The 14,243-nt window shown below is 63.9% G+C and carries 24 protein-coding genes and 3 tRNA genes; 6 read left to right on the top strand and 21 right to left on the bottom strand.

The annotated features are described in order from the left end of the window. Positions 1–2 precede the first annotated feature (2 nt). Positions 3–857 (bottom strand): bifunctional methylenetetrahydrofolate dehydrogenase/methenyltetrahydrofolate cyclohydrolase FolD, encoded by an 855-nt coding sequence (folD, locus tag QMX85_RS02210; protein ID WP_282338535.1) that lies wholly within the window; start codon positions 855–857, stop codon positions 3–5. A gap of 279 nt (positions 858–1,136) precedes the next feature. On the opposite strand from folD, the gene QMX85_RS02205 reads away from it, so the two are divergent. The 3 genes from QMX85_RS02205 to QMX85_RS02195 all read left to right on the top strand — a co-directional run bounded on the left by QMX85_RS02205 (position 1,137) and on the right by QMX85_RS02195 (position 1,458). After that, positions 1,137–1,213: transfer RNA gene (locus tag QMX85_RS02205), tRNA-Arg, on the top strand. Positions 1,214–1,246: 33 nt separating this feature from the next. After that, positions 1,247–1,322, top strand: a tRNA-His gene (locus tag QMX85_RS02200). A 51-nt stretch (positions 1,323–1,373) separates the two neighbouring features. Then, positions 1,374–1,458, top strand: a tRNA-Leu gene (locus tag QMX85_RS02195). Positions 1,459–1,590: 132 nt separating this feature from the next. On the opposite strand, the gene QMX85_RS02190 is transcribed toward QMX85_RS02195, so the two are convergent. The 18 genes from QMX85_RS02190 to QMX85_RS02105 all read right to left on the bottom strand — a co-directional run bounded on the left by QMX85_RS02190 (position 1,591) and on the right by QMX85_RS02105 (position 11,983). Then, positions 1,591–2,757 carry a DUF3596 domain-containing protein gene (locus tag QMX85_RS02190; RefSeq protein WP_282338534.1) on the bottom strand — a complete coding sequence of 389 codons (1,167 nt, stop codon included), beginning with the start codon at positions 2,755–2,757 and terminating at the stop codon, positions 1,591–1,593. Positions 2,758–2,847: 90 nt separating this feature from the next. Next, entirely contained in the window at positions 2,848–3,111 is a 264-nt protein-coding gene (locus QMX85_RS02185) for a hypothetical protein (RefSeq protein ID WP_282338533.1), read from the bottom strand. Beyond that, entirely contained in the window at positions 3,104–3,232 is a 129-nt protein-coding gene (locus tag QMX85_RS02180) for a hypothetical protein (protein WP_282338586.1), read from the bottom strand. The genes QMX85_RS02185 and QMX85_RS02180 overlap by 8 nt, the downstream gene beginning before the upstream one ends. Continuing rightward, a complete protein-coding gene (locus QMX85_RS02175) occupies positions 3,225–4,466 on the bottom strand; it encodes a phosphoadenosine phosphosulfate reductase family protein (protein ID WP_282338532.1) in 1,242 nt (413 codons plus the stop codon). The genes QMX85_RS02180 and QMX85_RS02175 overlap by 8 nt, the downstream gene beginning before the upstream one ends. Then, positions 4,463–4,888, bottom strand: coding sequence for an ASCH domain-containing protein (locus QMX85_RS02170; RefSeq protein ID WP_282338531.1), 426 nt, complete (start codon positions 4,886–4,888; stop codon positions 4,463–4,465). Before QMX85_RS02170 ends, QMX85_RS02175 begins: the two co-directional genes overlap by 4 nt. Then, on the bottom strand, positions 4,885–5,208 hold the full coding sequence (locus QMX85_RS02165; RefSeq protein ID WP_282338530.1) for a hypothetical protein: 324 nt from the start codon (positions 5,206–5,208) through the stop codon (positions 4,885–4,887). The genes QMX85_RS02170 and QMX85_RS02165 overlap by 4 nt, the downstream gene beginning before the upstream one ends. Then, on the bottom strand, positions 5,198–5,398 hold the full coding sequence (locus QMX85_RS02160; protein ID WP_282338529.1) for a hypothetical protein: 201 nt from the start codon (positions 5,396–5,398) through the stop codon (positions 5,198–5,200). Before QMX85_RS02160 ends, QMX85_RS02165 begins: the two co-directional genes overlap by 11 nt. After that, the gene (locus QMX85_RS02155; protein ID WP_282338528.1) at positions 5,395–6,003 is read right to left on the bottom strand and encodes a hypothetical protein; all 609 of its coding nucleotides are present in this window, start codon (positions 6,001–6,003) and stop codon (positions 5,395–5,397) included. Before QMX85_RS02155 ends, QMX85_RS02160 begins: the two co-directional genes overlap by 4 nt. Beyond that, positions 5,996–6,589 carry a hypothetical protein gene (locus QMX85_RS02150; RefSeq protein ID WP_282338527.1) on the bottom strand — a complete coding sequence of 198 codons (594 nt, stop codon included), beginning with the start codon at positions 6,587–6,589 and terminating at the stop codon, positions 5,996–5,998. Before QMX85_RS02150 ends, QMX85_RS02155 begins: the two co-directional genes overlap by 8 nt. Before the next feature lies 1 nt (position 6,590). Then, entirely contained in the window at positions 6,591–6,800 is a 210-nt protein-coding gene (locus QMX85_RS02145) for a hypothetical protein (protein ID WP_282338526.1), read from the bottom strand. A gap of 69 nt (positions 6,801–6,869) precedes the next feature. Then, the gene (locus tag QMX85_RS02140) at positions 6,870–6,995 is read right to left on the bottom strand and encodes a hypothetical protein (protein ID WP_282338525.1); all 126 of its coding nucleotides are present in this window, start codon (positions 6,993–6,995) and stop codon (positions 6,870–6,872) included. 61 nt (positions 6,996–7,056) lie between these two features. Next, positions 7,057–9,879, bottom strand: coding sequence for a toprim domain-containing protein (locus QMX85_RS02135; RefSeq protein ID WP_282338524.1), 2,823 nt, complete (start codon positions 9,877–9,879; stop codon positions 7,057–7,059). Beyond that, a complete protein-coding gene (locus QMX85_RS02130; RefSeq protein ID WP_282338523.1) occupies positions 9,872–10,147 on the bottom strand; it encodes a hypothetical protein in 276 nt (91 codons plus the stop codon). The genes QMX85_RS02135 and QMX85_RS02130 overlap by 8 nt, the downstream gene beginning before the upstream one ends. Continuing rightward, the gene (locus tag QMX85_RS02125; RefSeq protein WP_282338522.1) at positions 10,144–10,392 is read right to left on the bottom strand and encodes a hypothetical protein; all 249 of its coding nucleotides are present in this window, start codon (positions 10,390–10,392) and stop codon (positions 10,144–10,146) included. The genes QMX85_RS02130 and QMX85_RS02125 overlap by 4 nt, the downstream gene beginning before the upstream one ends. 67 nt (positions 10,393–10,459) lie before the next feature. Continuing rightward, positions 10,460–10,852, bottom strand: a complete 393-nt coding sequence (locus tag QMX85_RS02120) for a hypothetical protein (RefSeq protein WP_282338521.1) — start codon at positions 10,850–10,852, stop codon at positions 10,460–10,462. Next, positions 10,849–11,154 (bottom strand): ogr/Delta-like zinc finger family protein, encoded by a 306-nt coding sequence (locus tag QMX85_RS02115; protein WP_282338520.1) that lies wholly within the window; start codon positions 11,152–11,154, stop codon positions 10,849–10,851. The genes QMX85_RS02120 and QMX85_RS02115 overlap by 4 nt, the downstream gene beginning before the upstream one ends. Before the next feature lie 86 nt (positions 11,155–11,240). After that, a complete protein-coding gene (locus QMX85_RS02110) occupies positions 11,241–11,702 on the bottom strand; it encodes a YmfL family putative regulatory protein (RefSeq protein ID WP_282338519.1) in 462 nt (153 codons plus the stop codon). 29 nt (positions 11,703–11,731) lie between these two features. Next, on the bottom strand, positions 11,732–11,983 hold the full coding sequence (locus tag QMX85_RS02105; protein ID WP_348775225.1) for a DNA-binding protein: 252 nt from the start codon (positions 11,981–11,983) through the stop codon (positions 11,732–11,734). Positions 11,984–12,066: 83 nt separating this feature from the next. Here QMX85_RS02105 and QMX85_RS02100 point away from each other — a divergent pair, with 83 nt between their 5' ends. The 3 genes from QMX85_RS02100 to QMX85_RS02090 all read left to right on the top strand — a co-directional run bounded on the left by QMX85_RS02100 (position 12,067) and on the right by QMX85_RS02090 (position 13,628). Continuing rightward, the gene (locus QMX85_RS02100) at positions 12,067–12,426 is read left to right on the top strand and encodes a helix-turn-helix transcriptional regulator (protein ID WP_282338585.1); all 360 of its coding nucleotides are present in this window, start codon (positions 12,067–12,069) and stop codon (positions 12,424–12,426) included. Positions 12,427–12,518: 92 nt separating this feature from the next. Beyond that, positions 12,519–13,307, top strand: a complete 789-nt coding sequence (locus QMX85_RS02095) for a zinc ribbon domain-containing protein (RefSeq protein ID WP_282338518.1) — start codon at positions 12,519–12,521, stop codon at positions 13,305–13,307. Between the two features lie 156 nt (positions 13,308–13,463). Beyond that, positions 13,464–13,628, top strand: coding sequence for a hypothetical protein (locus QMX85_RS02090; protein WP_282338517.1), 165 nt, complete (start codon positions 13,464–13,466; stop codon positions 13,626–13,628). A 45-nt stretch (positions 13,629–13,673) separates the two neighbouring features. Here QMX85_RS02090 and QMX85_RS02085 read toward each other — a convergent pair whose 3' ends face one another. Continuing rightward, positions 13,674–14,000, bottom strand: a complete 327-nt coding sequence (locus QMX85_RS02085) for a helix-turn-helix transcriptional regulator (RefSeq protein ID WP_282338516.1) — start codon at positions 13,998–14,000, stop codon at positions 13,674–13,676. Further along, on the bottom strand, positions 13,984–14,238 hold the full coding sequence (locus QMX85_RS02080; RefSeq protein WP_282338515.1) for a type II toxin-antitoxin system RelE/ParE family toxin: 255 nt from the start codon (positions 14,236–14,238) through the stop codon (positions 13,984–13,986). Before QMX85_RS02080 ends, QMX85_RS02085 begins: the two co-directional genes overlap by 17 nt. Positions 14,239–14,243 lie beyond the last annotated feature (5 nt).

The raw sequence follows: 14,243 nt of genomic DNA, 5'->3' as shown, positions 1-14,243 counted from the left end.
CCTCAGGCGTGCAGATGCTCGGCGGCGTACAGGGTGTTCTCCAGCAGGCAGGCGCGGGTCATCGGGCCGACGCCGCCGGGAACCGGGGTGATCCAGCTGGCGCGTTGCAGCGCCGGTTGGTACTCCACGTCGCCGACCAGCTTGCCGTCTTCCTGGCGGTTGATGCCGACGTCGACGACGATGGCGCCCGGCTTGATCCACTCGCCCTTGACCAGCCCCGGCTTGCCGACCGCCACCACCAGCAGATCGGCATTGGCGACGTGCGCTGCCAGGTCCTTGGTGAAGCGATGGGTGACGGTGACGGTGCAGCCGGCCAGTAACAACTCCAGGGCCATCGGTCGGCCAACGATGTTGGACGCGCCTACCACCACGGCGTTGAGCCCGTAGAGATCGACCCCGGTGCTGGCGAGGAGGGTGATGATGCCTTTCGGCGTGCACGGGCGAAGCATCGGCATGCGCTGCGCCAGGCGGCCGATATTGTAAGGGTGGAAGCCATCGACGTCCTTGTCCGGGCTGATGCGCTCGAGCAGCAGCGATGCATCCAGGTGCGCCGGCAACGGCAGTTGCACGAGGATGCCGTCGATCTCCGGGTTCTCATTGAGGCTGTCGATCAGACCCAGCAGTTCTTCCTGGCTGGTTTCGGCGGGCAGGTCGAAGGCGCGGGAGTCGAAGCCGACCTCCTCGCAGTCCTTGCGCTTGTGCGAAACGTAGACCTGGGACGCCGGGTCGCTACCCACCAGAATCACCGCCAGTCCAGGTGCACGAAGGCCCTGGAGACGCCGCTCGGCGACACGTTGGGCGATCTGCAGGCGGAGGCTGGCGGCGATCGCTTTGCCGTCGATCAGTTGTGCAGTCATTGCGCTTGGTTAACCATCGGGAAGGATTGAAAAAGGACGCGCATTCTCGCATGGCGTCGCGGGCGGGCAAAGTCGGCTGATTGGCGTTTCCCCGTAAGCTCTTTAAATACCTGAATATTTTTTCGATCCGAGTGTTGACGTGTTGCAGGGCTCTCTATAAGATTCGCCCCGCTTGTCGAGCACAGCCAGCCGCTGGGTAAGATGGAAAAAAGGGTAGAATTCGTCCCTTGATGCCAACGCTTTTAAGTCCGCGCTTCGCTTTCGAATGCAGATGATTAAGCGCCCGTAGCTCAGTTGGATAGAGCATCCGCCTTCTAAGCGGATGGTCGCAGGTTCGAGTCCTGCCGGGTGCGCCATTTGGCCGCTCAGGCACAGGCAAACGTAATATGGTGGGCGTAGCTCAGTTGGTAGAGCACAGGATTGTGGCTCCTGGTGTCGTGGGTTCGATTCCCATCGTCCACCCCATATTCGAGAAAGCGCCAGGTCCAGTACCTGGCGTTTTCGTTTCAGCGTCATGCGGACGTGGTGGAATTGGTAGACACACCAGATTTAGGTTCTGGCGCCGCAAGGTGTGAGAGTTCGAGTCTCTCCGTCCGCACCATGTAACGTGCTGTTTTCAAAGGGAAAAAGTTCTGGCGCGGCCCGGATGGGAGCGATTTGGGAACACTTTGGGAACGGGAACAAAAAAGGCAGCTCCGAAATGGGCTGCCTTTTGTCGTTTCTGAGGGGCGGATTAGAGCTTTAGCGCGTGCTCGAGGATGCCAATCATGTCTGGACCGTCCTGGTTGATCCATTTGCCGTAGTGCCGCCAGATCATGGCCGTCGACGTATGCCCCATCTGATCCGCAATCCAGTCGAGCGGCACAGCGCCTGTGCTGAGCAGCTGGCTGGCGTAAGTGTGCCGGCAATTGTTCGGCCCGCGGTACCGCACCTCGGCATTCGCCAGGTGATGGCGCCAGAACCCCTTCAGCAGCATGTCCGAGCTGGTGTGCGCCGCGCTCGTAGTGGTGCAGTGAAAGACGAACCGCAGCCGCTGCTGCTTCTTCGTCTTGTTGTCGCGATCGAGCACTTCAACTTCGACAGGCTTCGCCTTCTCCGTGTGTACCACCTGGGCTTTCAGGGCTTCCAACGCCGGCTGGAGCAAGCGCACTTCGCGCGTTGATCGGCGGGTTTTCGTCACTTTGTAATCGCCACGCACCTGGCTACGTCGAAACCGAACGGTGCCGGCCTTCAGGTCGACATCCTCCCAGGCCAGCGAAATCGCCTCCGAGACGCGCGGGCCTGCCCACAGCATGAACCGAGCGAGGTTCAGCTCCTGGATGCGGGGCGAGGCCGTGCTCAGGATCGCCTTGATTTCCTCCCTGGTGAATGGGTCCACCTCGTCGGCGTCGGGCAGCCTGATGGAAATGCCCTCAGTCGGGTCGTGAGCCGACTTGTTCCGGGTGCGATAGAGCGTGTAGACCTGCCGCAGGTAGCTGACGATCTCGCGCACCGTCTTGTTGTGGAGCTTCGGCATCAGCACCTTCTGAACCCACGCCTGCAGGTCGAGGTGGTCGATCTGGTCCGCCTGGCGGTGCCCCCACATCGGGCGGATATGCGTTTCGGCTTTGCTCTTGTAGGTCCGAAAGCCAGAGGGGGCGAGCTCGTTCCTTTTGATCTCCAGCCACAGATCGATGTAGTGCCCCAGTGTGTTGGCCTTCAGCCTCGGCGAGTCAGGAAAATGCCGGGCATAGCTGAAGGTGCCCGCCTTGATTTCGTAGTTGATGATGCCGACCAGGCGCTCTGCGTTCTGGAGGTTCTCAGGCGTTGCGTCCCCGGGTATGGCCTCTCGACACAGCTCGCCTTGATACCGGAAGTACACCCGCACACTGTTGCCCCGCACCTCAATTCCATCTGCCATCGTTGCTCCTCCTGCTGGAGCGATCACTCTATATGCGGCCAAAAAAAACGGCCCGCTGACGGGCCGAGAATTCAACGGATGCGGTTCTGGTTAGGTTGGGGCCGTGAATGAACGACCCTGATACCAGATCTCGACCAGTTCGTTGGCCCCCGCCGGATCGGCCCAGACGCCGATCGGCGTGTGCCAGTCGGCCAGGCTGAGTAGCTTGGCCTGGTGAAGGGCTTCGTCGAGCGGCACGGCCGGGCCATCGCCGCGGAAGTCCAGCAGCATGCCCACCTGGTGCGGGATACCTTCCTGCCCGGTGTGGGCGCAGGCCGGGCAGCAGCTGCCGGCGCAGAAGCGACATTCAGCCATGGGCCACCTCAACAGCAACGACCTCGTCGAGGTTCGAGGTGTAGCCGCCGCCGGCACGCCAGAACATTGCCCGGCTGCCGACCTTGCTGCGGCTGTCCTGTAGGAAGAAGAGATCAGACATCGGGCACCTCCAGGAACAGAAGGGGCTGCACGCTGCCGTCTTCAAACACTTTGTCGAGGGGAGTGGTGGCGATGGGCTCGTCGCCGTTCCAACCATCAGGCCAGGTCTCTGCGGCGATCAGCTCTCGGATGCGAGCCTCTTCCTCGGTGTTGATCATGTCCACCTGGGGCCGGCCGAGCCGCTTCGCTGCGTTGTTGATTTCCGCCTGGATCGTGAGTAGTTGCTCCAATGCCATGAGACGCGACTCCAGCAGAATCGGGCCCATGCGCTGCGGGTTGGCAGCGATGCTGCCATCCTTCAGGCGCTCGACGCCCGCCTTGCGCAGCCGATGACGCGGCTCGCGCAGCTCTCGCCAAAGCGGCTTGATGCGTTTCATGGGCTCCAAGTAGGACCAGGTGGGGTTGAGCAGGATGGTATCTAGCGCCTTGTCCTCACTCGCCAGTGGGCAGCCGGTACAGCCGGTACGCGCGTTGATTTCCTCCGCCTCGTCGCCGCCATAGGCATCGGCGATGGTAACCGTCGACCAATCGCCGAACTCTGCCAGCGGCGCCCAGTGCTTGAGCCATTCCCATACGTGGCAGACACGCCAATGCAGAAGCGGCGCCAGTGTTGCGAGCCGACCTTTCAGACCTTTGGCCTCCGGCAGCACCTTCTGGTACCAGCCTTGGCCGCATTCAGCACCGTCCTTCCCGCACGACATCTCAATGCGCTTGTCGCGGATCGCGCTTTCGCCCTGGCGGACACCGGTGATCATCAGGACGTTGCCGTCCAGCTCGCGGAGGCGCTGCTCCAGTGCTGCGGTCATCGGATCGATCTTGATCTGCCGAGTACACCAGCGGAGCGTGTTGTTGTTCGGCGGCGGAACGCCACGCCCAAGGATGTAGACCATGAAGCGCTTGTCGAGCGGCGCGGTGACCACTTCGACGCGCACGCCACGTTCCTCAAGCTCGTCCATGATCTGCTGAGCAGCGATCGCCAGCGGTGGCAGTTCCTGGCGGGTGTCCGCATAGAACACAGTCAGGGTCTGCGGTGCCGGAATCTTGCCAGTGTCAATGAGCCACATGATCAGGCTCAGGGTGGCGCTGGAATCCTTTCCGCCCGACCAGGCAATGCCCCAGTGAGGATGGTCGGCACCATAGGCCTGCAGCGACTGGATCGTTAGCTCGATGCTGTCCGTCATCTGCAGGCGCTCGGCGCCGGCGGCGAAGATGTCGCCTTGGCGAAGGGCGCTCATGCTGGAACCTCCCGATAATCAACCTGGAAGAACCCCAACTGCCCTTTGCAGGGCAGGAAGGGCAGCGGTTTGGCGTCGACCAGGTCGAACCCGAATTTGCCGAAGAACCAGGGCGAGAGACTGTCGTCGCTGCAGCCGGTGATGGTAGCGATACCGACGATGCCGCCGCGCTCCAGCTCGTTGAACAGAGGCAGCTTGATGCCAACCTCGAGTGCGAAGTGATAGGCGTCGGTGTACTCGGCGCCGGTCATGCCTTTGCCCGCGTGGATCAGCACGCGCCCACGGAAGTGAGTCGGCCAGCTGCGGTTCTCGATGTCCTTGATGTGGCCGGCGGCCAGCGCCGCAGCGCGTTCAGCGGGGGCGGTCAGGTCAGGGCGAACGATCAGCCAAGCCCAGGGCTGGCGAATGCTCAGCGCTTTCAAGCGGCACCTCCAACGCGAGCCGTGGCTTCGATGCAGGTTTCCTCGCGGGTATGGCAGATGCCGCAGTTTGGACAATGGGCTTTGTCGCTGGTGTTGGTTGCCAGCTCGCCGGGGTGGGCGAAGCGCGAGCAACCGTAGGCCAGTCCCTCGCGGGACTGTTCCTGGATCAAGCCCGGTGCAAGACCGAGCTTTTTCACCAGAGCCTCGGCGGCGTGGCGCGGGCCGGCCGTGCAACTTGCGGTTGGCTTGAGGCTCGGTGCCTTCGCGATATAGGTGCCGGTGTACTCGCGGACGCTGATGATGACGGGCTCAACGGACATAACGGCGCTCCTTCGCTTCGCGGACGGCGGCGCGCTCGGCCATGAAGGCCGCCCACTCCAGGTTCTTGCGCTGCTGGCGGATACGACTGCAGGCGCGGTGCTTGCGGGTGGCGCGGGCCTTGCCGCATACGTCGCAGATGTTCGGCAGGTCCAGTGCCTTGCTGGCCATGGTCGGGCGGGTGCGGGTCATTGAGCACCGCCTTCGCACGCGGCCTGCTTGGCGAGCAGATCGTTGCGCAGGTTCATCAGCCGGGGGTCAAAGGGCACCGGGACGCCGAATCGCTGGCGCCAGGGCATGTCATCGCCGCGGTTGCGCAGGGCGAGCAGCAGCGTCGATAGCGTGCAGCCTTTGCCGATGGTCATGCCGCCGGGCAGCTTCACCTCGCACGGCAGCGGCGTGCCCAAGTCCAGGGCAGGTGCCGCGGGGGTCGCCTCCATGAAGCTGAGCAGCAGCGCCTCGAAGTAGTCGATCGCCTCGGCAACCGGGTTGTGGTGAACCTCGAACACCTCCCGAACCTGCTCGGCGATGGCTTTCGGCAGGATCGCTGCCGGCTGGGCTTCGACCAGCGGCCCGCACCACTCGAAGCGGTCGGCAAGGTCGGCAACGAACGGCCAGTCGCGCAGGTCGTCGTTGATGTTGCTCTCGTTGATGTTGCAGACCAGCTCGCCGCTGGCGACGGTGGCCACCTCTACCAGGGCATGGCGGGAGTGGCATTCGCCCAGGCGGAAGCCGCGGACGTAGTAGGCGCCGGGGAGGGTGGGTTTCTGGTTGTTCCATGTGAGGGTGTCAGCCACGGGACACCTCCTCGTTCTTGGCTGCGCGGGCTTTCTCGTATTCGCTGAACACGATTTCGACGGCGCCTTCGATCCAGCCGGACGATGGCTTGCCGGCGGCGCGGTTCGCTTCATGTTCGAGCTGGTCGATCTGAAATCCGAGGTGAAAGTAGGCGACCCCGCCTTGCTCGAACATCACACCGCCGCACAGCAGCAGGTTGCCGGTGTTGACGCCGAGGCGCTCCCAGTAGCGATGCACGCTCAGGCGCGGAGGGCAGTTCTCGCGCCAAAGGGTCAGCAGGCGTTGATGTTCTTCGCGGTAGGCGGTGCGTTCCTCCTTCGGCATGCCCTTGGGCAGCTTGGGGGAGTTGCGCAGGCGCTGATAGCCATAGTCGTCCGGCTGGCACCAATGAATCGTCAGTTCGTCGCTGGAGGGTAGGCGCACGCCGCCGGCGAAATGCGAGTCCAGGTCGTGCATCCCGGCTACCTTGCCGCCGAACAGGTTGCCCAGCCGGTCGAGCGCCGCGCGGTGCGTTTCTTTCGCGAATGCCAGATCGAGGAGGGTGGCGACCGTTTCCGAGGCCGAGGACTTGTAGAAGTGGGCCATGTCAGTTGCTCCCCATCAGCGCGTTCTTCAACCGCTCGTTTTCATCGATCAACGCCTGAAATTTCCTATGGAGGTAATTGCCGAGCGTTTGGCCGTCCAAAATGTCACCTGGCAAGGCGCGTCCGCGCATCAGGCCTTCCCACGCTTCGAGGGAAAAGTTTGTGTTCGTGGTAGCCTCGGCGCCGCTGCCGTTGGGGGTTTGAGCTTGCATGGTTCTCTCCTTTCAGGGGTGGTAGGTGCCGGGGCGTTGCAGCGCCCTGGCACCGTCTTCTTCAGGCCTTCAGCGGGCCAGCCAGATGATCAGGTCGGGCATTGAGGCGCCCGCCATCGTGATCACCAGCAGCGCGGCCAGCGTTGCCACCAGCCCTCCCGCCATTCCGTGTCCTGCGTTGTCATCGATCTGCATGGTTCTCTCCTTTCATGGGTGTGCCGGTTGCAGCTGGCGGTGTGTGGCGTGGGTTGCAGCCCTACGCTTTGAACATCCAGCACTTGACCGTCGCCGACTTGGTGACGGTGTTGTTGTGGCGCATGGCCTGGTGAGTGCGCACGGCGGAGTCGACGGCGCGGTTGGTCTCGAGGAATTTGCGGCTGCGGCTTTCCTTCAAGCGCTCGCGCAGCTCGGGCACGTCGGCCAGGCGCTGGCGGTGCTCGGCGGCGCGCTCGGCGAATTCGTTGAGGTTGATGGCGATCAGCCCGTCTTTCTTGCTGTGGTTCACCACCGGGCCTTCCGCGTCGAGGCCTTCCAGGTAGTCGAAGACTTCCCAGAATTCGGCCACCACCGGGTGGTCGGCGCTGATGGCCGCCTGGCGCTCCAGGGCCATTTCGATGATGCAGCGCATCGTGGCGCTGACCTGGGCGTCGCTGAGCGGCGCCACCAGGCGCAGGCCGTCGAGCAGGGCCAGCAGCTGAGCGTGGTTCTTGATGATCCGCTCCACGCGGATGTAGCCGCGCAGGGTGTTGCCGCAGGCCGGGCAGGCGTCGTTCTCGCTGGCCGTCTTCGGGTACTGGGCATCGCAGGCGATGCAGTGGCTGTGCAGGCGGCGCAGGCGCGCTTCGTGGCTCGGCACGCGCTCGTCGAACTGCTTGAGCACCTCGGCTTCGGCCTTCAGCGCCCGCAGCAGGAAGTGGCTGAGGGTGTCGCCGTCCAGCGCGGTGAGGCGGTCGGCGGCGGTGCGGCTTTCCGGGGTGACGTTGGGGCGCACGAAGTGCAGCTTGCAGATCCGCGTCATGATCGCCTCGGAGGCGACCACCGGGGCGTTCTGGCTGATGGCGATGGTGCCGCGGAAGGGCGGTTCGTAGGTCTCGTTGCCCGCGGTTTTCACGCCCTTGGTGGCCAGCGTGCCGCCGCCGAAGTAGTCCTTCAGTTCGTCCCAGTCGAAGGTTTTCGCGTGGGCCTTGTCGTCGCCGCCGCTACGGTCGGACTCCAGCAGCACCACCGGCATGGCGGACACCTGGCCCATCAGGCGCGAGCGCCCGGCCTTGGTGGACTTGGACGGGTCGAAGCCCTCGTAGCCGCTGCGGCCGAGCAGCTTCCAGAGCAGGTTGAGCAGCGTGGTCTTGCCGGCGCCGGCCTCGCCGGTGGCTTCGAGGAAGGGGAACGACTGGTACTTGGCGCGGATCTGCTCGGCGAACAGCGAACCGAACCAGAAGGCCAGCGCCACCACGCCCTGGGCGCGGAAGCAGGTCCAGAGCAGGGCGAGCCACTCGTTGTCGTAGCCTTTGCCCTGCTGGTCGATGCGCACCGGCACGCCCTTCTGCAGGGTTTTCAGGCGCAGCTGGCCGAACTCGAAGTAGTCCTCTTCGTTAACGCTGACGATGGCGCCATCCTTGATGGCTACGTCGCCGAACACGTAGCAGCGGAACTCCTTGCTGTAGCCGACGAAGTCGATCGTCTGCACGGTTTTGATGGCGTAGAGCTGGTCTTTCAGGATCTTGTCGAGCTGCTGGCCGCTGCCGGTGAACACGGCGCCGGCGGCCATGCCCAGTAGGCGCTTCTTGAACTCGCTTGCCGCCGCGACCTGGCCGCCGGTGAAGGTGTTCTTCACGCTGGCGCCGCCGTGGGGGAAGTCCACGCGGAAGTAGTACCAGCTCTCGTCGGTGACGGTGTTGGCCTGGAAGTAGAGCGCCTGGGGGTAGCAGTTTGCGATTTCGACGACGCAGCCGGACATGCGCAGCGCCTTCTCCCGAAGGGCGCGATCGTTCAGCAGCTTCTCGTCCTCGTTGTCGCTGCTCTCCAGCGCCTGCATGGCCTTGTTGAATTTCTCGATGTCCAACTTCCACCAGTACAGGCGCGAGTCGAAGCCGAAGTGGAACTCCTCGCGCTCCTTCCACTGGTACATCAGCAACGCCTTTTCACTGGCGCTCTCGGCGATCAGCAGCGCCCCGCGGTGCCGCGCTTCGTGGAGGTCGGCTTCGATGCGATCGGCGCGCTTCTCCGCGTCGTCGATGAACTGCCAGCGCTGGTGCAGATCGTTCCAGTCGACCTTGCGACCGTCGCGCTGCGGGATCTGCGCGGCCTCGCAGGTGAAGCCCAGCTTCCGTGCCTGCTGCACCCAGCGCCGCGTGTAGCGGTGCGCTCCGGGCTCGTTGTCCAGGGCCCAGACCAGCTTCGGCAACTTGCCGCCGCGCGCCTTGCCCAGCTCCAGCAGGGCCTGCTCGGGGAAGGCGTTGCTGCTCATCGCGGAAACGGCGGTGATGCCGTGGTGTAGCAAGGCGAGGGCGTCGAAGATGCCCTCGACGATCCAGACTTCCTGCGCCGCCAGCAGGTCGACGCTTGGCGGGCACCACCACCAGCCGCGGTAGGAGGCCCCGGGTTTAAAGCGCGCCTTCTGCTTGCCGAAGCGGTGCGGCTGGTCGATCAGCCGTTCCCAGTAGCCGCCGTGTTCCAGCTCGAAGCGCACGGTGGCGCTGCCGATGTTCAGCACACGGTCGAAGTAGTGTTCCTGGGTGAACCAGCCCTCGAGCAGCTCGAGGCGGAAGCCCCGGGCGAACTCCAGGTATGCGCGGGCGCTGGCAGTGGGTTGCTGCTCGGTGGCCGGCGCGCGCTTGCTCCAGTCGTCGAACAGGTCCGGATACAGCTCCTTCACATGCCACTGCTGGCCGCACTTGCTCTCGCGGCCGCACTTGATGAACCAGGGCTGTTCGTAGCTGCTGTACAGCTCCTTTTTCCCGCAGGCGGGGCAGACGCCGCCGCGCATGAAAGTGGTGCCGGTGCGGCGCTTGAGGCTGTAGTCGGATTCCAGCCGCTGCAGCACGTCGGCGCGGATCTGCTGGTCCATGGCGTTACGCATCGGCGTTGTCCAGCCCTGCAGCGCGTGCCAGGCACTCGTGAGTTGCGATCGCTGCGTATTGCTCGCCGGTGATGCGGCCCAGCTCCAGCAGCGCCGAGAGGTAGCCGTGGATGCGCCAGACGTAGAGGTTCCGCATGCCGCGTGACGGGCACGCGGCGTACTGGTTCATCAGGCTGAAAAGCATCGGGCTGGTGGTGGCCAGCGACAGCAGCAGGGTGCTGGCTTCGGGCTCGGCGATCGCACCAGGTGTGGGGGTGGCTCCGTTCATTTCGTACTACCGGTCGAAGGAAGGGTCAGGGCGGCTTTCAGCGCGCCGATGGTGCGTTTGTGGCCCGCCAGAGCCGGGTGGTCGTCCAGAATTCGCTGGCTGCGCAGCTGCTCCGGCACCGTGCGATAGCGGTCGTCGTACCAGTGCTCGGTTAGCGCCAGGTGCAGGCCGTGGCGCAGGTTCGCGAGCAGTGCTTCGGCGACGGATTGCGGCATGTCGAGCTTTATGGAAACGGCTGTTTGCATGGCTTCCTCCCGGTTTTCGGGCGCAGTTCACCCAAACCCACGGCTGTGGGGCTGGCGGTTTAGGGGGTCAGTTGACGGGTTGCGGGCGGCTGGTGAGGCGGCTGGGCAGCAGGCGGGCGGGCACGGAATAGCGATCGCCGGTGCGGGTATCGATCAGTACGGCTACGTCCGGCGCGGACGCGAAGTCGATACCGACCCAGGCCACCTGCAGCAGCGTGGGGCTGTCGATGCTGGGCGCCAGCTGCCGGGCTTCGAACTCGGCAACGGCCAAGTCCGCGATGCGTTGCACCATGAACTGCGGCACGCCCAGGGAGGTGACCAGGTACTGCACGCAGCTCGCCATCAGCTGCTCGCCGGCAAGGTGCAGCGCGTCGTTGCGTTGCAGGTAGGCCACGGCGGCGAACTGCATGGCGGTGCGGTAGTCGTTTGACAGCTCGAGTGGAAGGGGTGCGACGTTCATGCGGTGAGTACTCCCTGTTGTGAAATGTGGTCCAGCAGATCCAGCTGCTGATCGTCGCTACGCGCCAGGCGCAGCGCCTTCATCCGCTCGATCGACGGGGCGACCGGAAGCACCATCAGCGGCTGTGTGAGGCCGGACGGGCTAAGTTGAAAATCGATGGTTACCGAGCCGCTGTAGGTGGCGCCGCAGGCTACGTTCGTGCACTGGTAGTAGGTCGAACGAAAACAGGGCGTCTGCCCCTCGGATGTACGAATCCGCATGCGCCCGCGGCAAGCCGGGCACACCAGTTTGTAAGTGCTCATCTGTCTCCCCGCCGCCAGTCGCGGCCCGGCCGTGGCCGGTAAAGTTGCGGCGCGTCGTGCGCCTACTGCGTTTCCGCCTGCCCGGGTTATTCCTGGTGCAGGATGATCACGGCGGCGACCTCTTCGTGCCGCGCGGCCACGTAGGCGCGGTGGGCCGAGAGGATCTGCCGAATTTCAATGCTGCTGATGACGCCGTCTTTCAGGGCCATTTCGATGATCGAATCGACCATGCCGCGCTTCGCCGACACGTCCAGCGTGCGGCTGTACAGGTCCAGGTTGTCCGTGGTGGCCGGGTCGGCCAGCGGCACGAACACGCCGCCGTAGAGGCCGCAGACGTAGTCCGGCAGGTGGTGGGTGCCGGCGTCCTGCTCGAGCAGGTGAAGCTGCTCGTCGGTCAGGGGCCGCATGCCCGCGTTTTCGTAGGCGTGGTTGTCGAACTTCTTCAGCGGCAGGCCCAACCGCGGCGCGGCGCAGTCACGGCCGCCGGGGTAGGCGCAGATGACGGCGCTTACGACTTGGCGGCGGGTTTCAAGAGTGCTGCGCTTCATGTTCTGGTTTCTCGACTGGGCCATTGCCATTAATTTGCGACCACTGCTTCGGCGTCGGTCTTGCGGCGCCCACGGGGCGGCGCTTCGTTGACCACGCCGTCTTTGATGCCGAGCAGTACCGCGGCGCGGTGAGCCTCGCCGCGGAGCCCTTTCTTGCGGCCGTTCAGCAGGTCGCTGACCAGATTTTTGTTCAACCGGTTCTCCCGCGAAAACATCGCGATGCTCTTGCCCTCGCGGTCAAGGGCCGCGCGGGCTTGCTCGGGTGTGAGCAGGGTTGGCATAGTGTTCGTCCGTGTTCATTCGTGTTTGCTGGCGAGGATTCTTGAGCAGTTTTCTGTTCAAGTCAACTGGATTGAATAAAAAAATGCTCATTGCTCCTGGTGTAGGGGAACGAATCCGCGAGGAGCGGGAGAAACTCGGTCTGAGCCAGACTGATTTCGGCGTGAAGGCGGGCGTCAGCCGAGGAACCCAGAAGGCATATGAGTTGGAGTCCAGCACGCCCGATCTGCGCTACGTCAGCGCGCTTGAGGCGATAGGTAGTGACGCTCACTACGTGCTGACCGGTCTCCGCACTCCTCGCGATGCGCAAGGCCTCTCCGAGGACGAAGCGCTCGTCCTCAGTCAGTACCGTGCATTGCCCGATGCCGACAAGGCATCAGTCGCGCGCCTGACAACGGCGCTCGCAGCCCTGGCCGGCCGCGCCGACGACAAAAAAAACGACTGAGTTTCCACGATCGGTGAGCTTCACCTCACCGATCGTGATGATGGATTGTTGTTCGCTGGCCATGGGGGCCGGCGAGAAGGGGAGGGAGCTCGATGCGCGAGGCATTTGAGATCGTTGTGTGGCTGGGCGCTTGGGGCGCTGTGTGGTGGTGGGTCGCCCGGAGAATGGCCGCTCGGAACGTGCTGATTCGTCATGGGGTGGCATCGTTCGCCGGGGGAGCCGCGAGTATCTGCGTTGTGGGTTTGGGCCTTGCTCTAGGGTTTTTCGTCCCGGCCACTCAAGGCCAGGCGCCTGGGGCCAAACCTGAGCAGCTCCAGTTCACTGTCACCAAGGATGAGGCCTCTCCGGGGCGGCCGCACAAGATTGAGGTGACGCTGCCACATCGAGTCCTGGAGGCCGAGCTGGAACAGGCGGCGCGCGCGATCCGCAACGCCTCCAGCGCCGAGGCTGATAGGACCTTCATCGGTTTCAGGGTAGAGGGGCAGGCTGATAGCTACTACTGGGCCAGCGCAACGTTCGACCCGGACTACAAGCACACGTTGATCGGCCTGAGCGCTGACGATTACCAGAAGCTGTTGGCGGTCGATCTGAGTGGGTATCCCGATCAGTTGGGGCACTGGTTGCGAGATGGCGCCCTGGGCCACGTGATGGTGCTCTACAAACGCGACGGCAAGTACTTCATCGACTCCATCTTCCCGAGCGGTGGCAAAAACACCGAGCAGTACAGCGCCAAGAAAACGGGCGATGGTCTGCGGCTTGAAGAGCCGGACAACGGTTTCAACGAGTACTACATCGTCCAGGCCGATGGCCAGCTGCAGGGCTGGGGGGAAAACGGGCTTTACCTGACGTTGCAACCGCTCAAGCCAGACCATAGGTCGTAGCTGCCGTCACGAGTATTGCCGGCGCGCAAAGTGCGACATCTTGGCAGGGTTAGGCTTGCGCCGCCTGCCGCCACTCACAGCATGCGGCGCTCCCGGGCGTTGTGGTCGGTGCCAAGGTGGCGCCGGGGCGCCCGTTGCTAGTGATGGAGTATCAGCATGTTGGAGCAAATCGGTCAGCCGGAAACCTCAGCCACGCCCAGCCAATCGGAAGCGCTGAGCCCGCGGGAACGAGCGTTCCTGGCGTTGTTCCGGGGCCTGGGGGCGGAAGCCCAGAGGGACATCCTCAGATTCATGGAGGCGCTGGAACAGGTGACCGCTTAAACGAAAAGCCCCGGCACTGCCGGGGCTTTTTGTTGGGCGAAGGATCTACAGATCGAGCAGCGCCGGTGCGATACCGAAGGCCTCGGCGATCTTCTCGCGGGTGGCCTTGCGCGGCTTGGCGGCCTGCTCTTGCTGCGCGTAGGCCGGCTGGCTGATGCCGATGCGGTCGGCGACTTCCTGCTGCGACAGCCCGAGGTGACGGCGCCAGGCGCCGGCAGGGGTTAGGCCTTCCTTGACCATCAGCCCGACGACCTCGTTCGGCACCAGGTCTTCGCGGGGGTGGCTCGCGACGTAGTCGGCATAGGGGATGACGACGAACGCCGGGGCCCCGTCGGGCCCGTTGATGATCTGCAGGTTAGTAGGTGTGTTCATCGCGCTTTTTCACCTCTTCGATATTGACGATTCGGACGGTGCCGTCCCAATCGAACAGGACACGGTAGTTGCCAACGCGCAGGCGGTAGCCGTACTGGTGGCGGACGAGGGCTTTGACGTTCTGGACGTTGGGCATGCTGGCCAGCGCCTGGGCGGCGTCGTAGATCTTCGACTGATCAGCCTTGGCGACCTTGCCGAGTTGTTTCACTGCCTTCCGTGTCCAGTTGATCGTGTTCATGGTCG

Origin of the sequence: Pseudomonas sp. PS02288 (assembly GCF_029959715.1) — a bacterium.
Taxonomy (GTDB): Bacteria; Pseudomonadota; Gammaproteobacteria; order Pseudomonadales; family Pseudomonadaceae; genus Pseudomonas_O; species Pseudomonas_O kuykendallii.
Note: the sequence above shows the minus strand (reverse complement) of the source record. Positions and strands in the feature narration are given on the sequence as shown.

What these genes read in the sequence shown, in the direction of transcription:
- folD (WP_282338535.1), bottom strand. Translation starts at nt 857, where the DNA reads ATGACTGCACAACTGATCGACGGCAAAGCGATCGCCGCCAGCCTCCGC.
- QMX85_RS02190 (WP_282338534.1), bottom strand. Translation starts at nt 2,757, where the DNA reads ATGGCAGATGGAATTGAGGTGCGGGGCAACAGTGTGCGGGTGTACTTC.
- QMX85_RS02185 (WP_282338533.1), bottom strand. Translation starts at nt 3,111, where the DNA reads ATGGCTGAATGTCGCTTCTGCGCCGGCAGCTGCTGCCCGGCCTGCGCC.
- QMX85_RS02180 (WP_282338586.1), bottom strand. Translation starts at nt 3,232, where the DNA reads ATGTCTGATCTCTTCTTCCTACAGGACAGCCGCAGCAAGGTCGGCAGC.
- QMX85_RS02175 (WP_282338532.1), bottom strand. Translation starts at nt 4,466, where the DNA reads ATGAGCGCCCTTCGCCAAGGCGACATCTTCGCCGCCGGCGCCGAGCGC.
- QMX85_RS02165 (WP_282338530.1), bottom strand. Translation starts at nt 5,208, where the DNA reads ATGTCCGTTGAGCCCGTCATCATCAGCGTCCGCGAGTACACCGGCACC.
- QMX85_RS02160 (WP_282338529.1), bottom strand. Translation starts at nt 5,398, where the DNA reads ATGACCCGCACCCGCCCGACCATGGCCAGCAAGGCACTGGACCTGCCG.
- QMX85_RS02150 (WP_282338527.1), bottom strand. Translation starts at nt 6,589, where the DNA reads ATGGCCCACTTCTACAAGTCCTCGGCCTCGGAAACGGTCGCCACCCTC.
- QMX85_RS02145 (WP_282338526.1), bottom strand. Translation starts at nt 6,800, where the DNA reads ATGCAAGCTCAAACCCCCAACGGCAGCGGCGCCGAGGCTACCACGAAC.
- QMX85_RS02140 (WP_282338525.1), bottom strand. Translation starts at nt 6,995, where the DNA reads ATGCAGATCGATGACAACGCAGGACACGGAATGGCGGGAGGGCTGGTG.
- QMX85_RS02135 (WP_282338524.1), bottom strand. Translation starts at nt 9,879, where the DNA reads ATGCGTAACGCCATGGACCAGCAGATCCGCGCCGACGTGCTGCAGCGG.
- QMX85_RS02130 (WP_282338523.1), bottom strand. Translation starts at nt 10,147, where the DNA reads ATGAACGGAGCCACCCCCACACCTGGTGCGATCGCCGAGCCCGAAGCC.
- QMX85_RS02125 (WP_282338522.1), bottom strand. Translation starts at nt 10,392, where the DNA reads ATGCAAACAGCCGTTTCCATAAAGCTCGACATGCCGCAATCCGTCGCC.
- QMX85_RS02120 (WP_282338521.1), bottom strand. Translation starts at nt 10,852, where the DNA reads ATGAACGTCGCACCCCTTCCACTCGAGCTGTCAAACGACTACCGCACC.
- QMX85_RS02115 (WP_282338520.1), bottom strand. Translation starts at nt 11,154, where the DNA reads ATGAGCACTTACAAACTGGTGTGCCCGGCTTGCCGCGGGCGCATGCGG.
- QMX85_RS02110 (WP_282338519.1), bottom strand. Translation starts at nt 11,702, where the DNA reads ATGAAGCGCAGCACTCTTGAAACCCGCCGCCAAGTCGTAAGCGCCGTC.
- QMX85_RS02105 (WP_348775225.1), bottom strand. Translation starts at nt 11,983, where the DNA reads ATGCCAACCCTGCTCACACCCGAGCAAGCCCGCGCGGCCCTTGACCGC.
- QMX85_RS02100 (WP_282338585.1), top strand. Translation starts at nt 12,067, where the DNA reads ATGCTCATTGCTCCTGGTGTAGGGGAACGAATCCGCGAGGAGCGGGAG.
- QMX85_RS02095 (WP_282338518.1), top strand. Translation starts at nt 12,519, where the DNA reads ATGCGCGAGGCATTTGAGATCGTTGTGTGGCTGGGCGCTTGGGGCGCT.
- QMX85_RS02090 (WP_282338517.1), top strand. Translation starts at nt 13,464, where the DNA reads ATGTTGGAGCAAATCGGTCAGCCGGAAACCTCAGCCACGCCCAGCCAA.
- QMX85_RS02085 (WP_282338516.1), bottom strand. Translation starts at nt 14,000, where the DNA reads ATGAACACACCTACTAACCTGCAGATCATCAACGGGCCCGACGGGGCC.
- QMX85_RS02080 (WP_282338515.1), bottom strand. Translation starts at nt 14,238, where the DNA reads ATGAACACGATCAACTGGACACGGAAGGCAGTGAAACAACTCGGCAAG.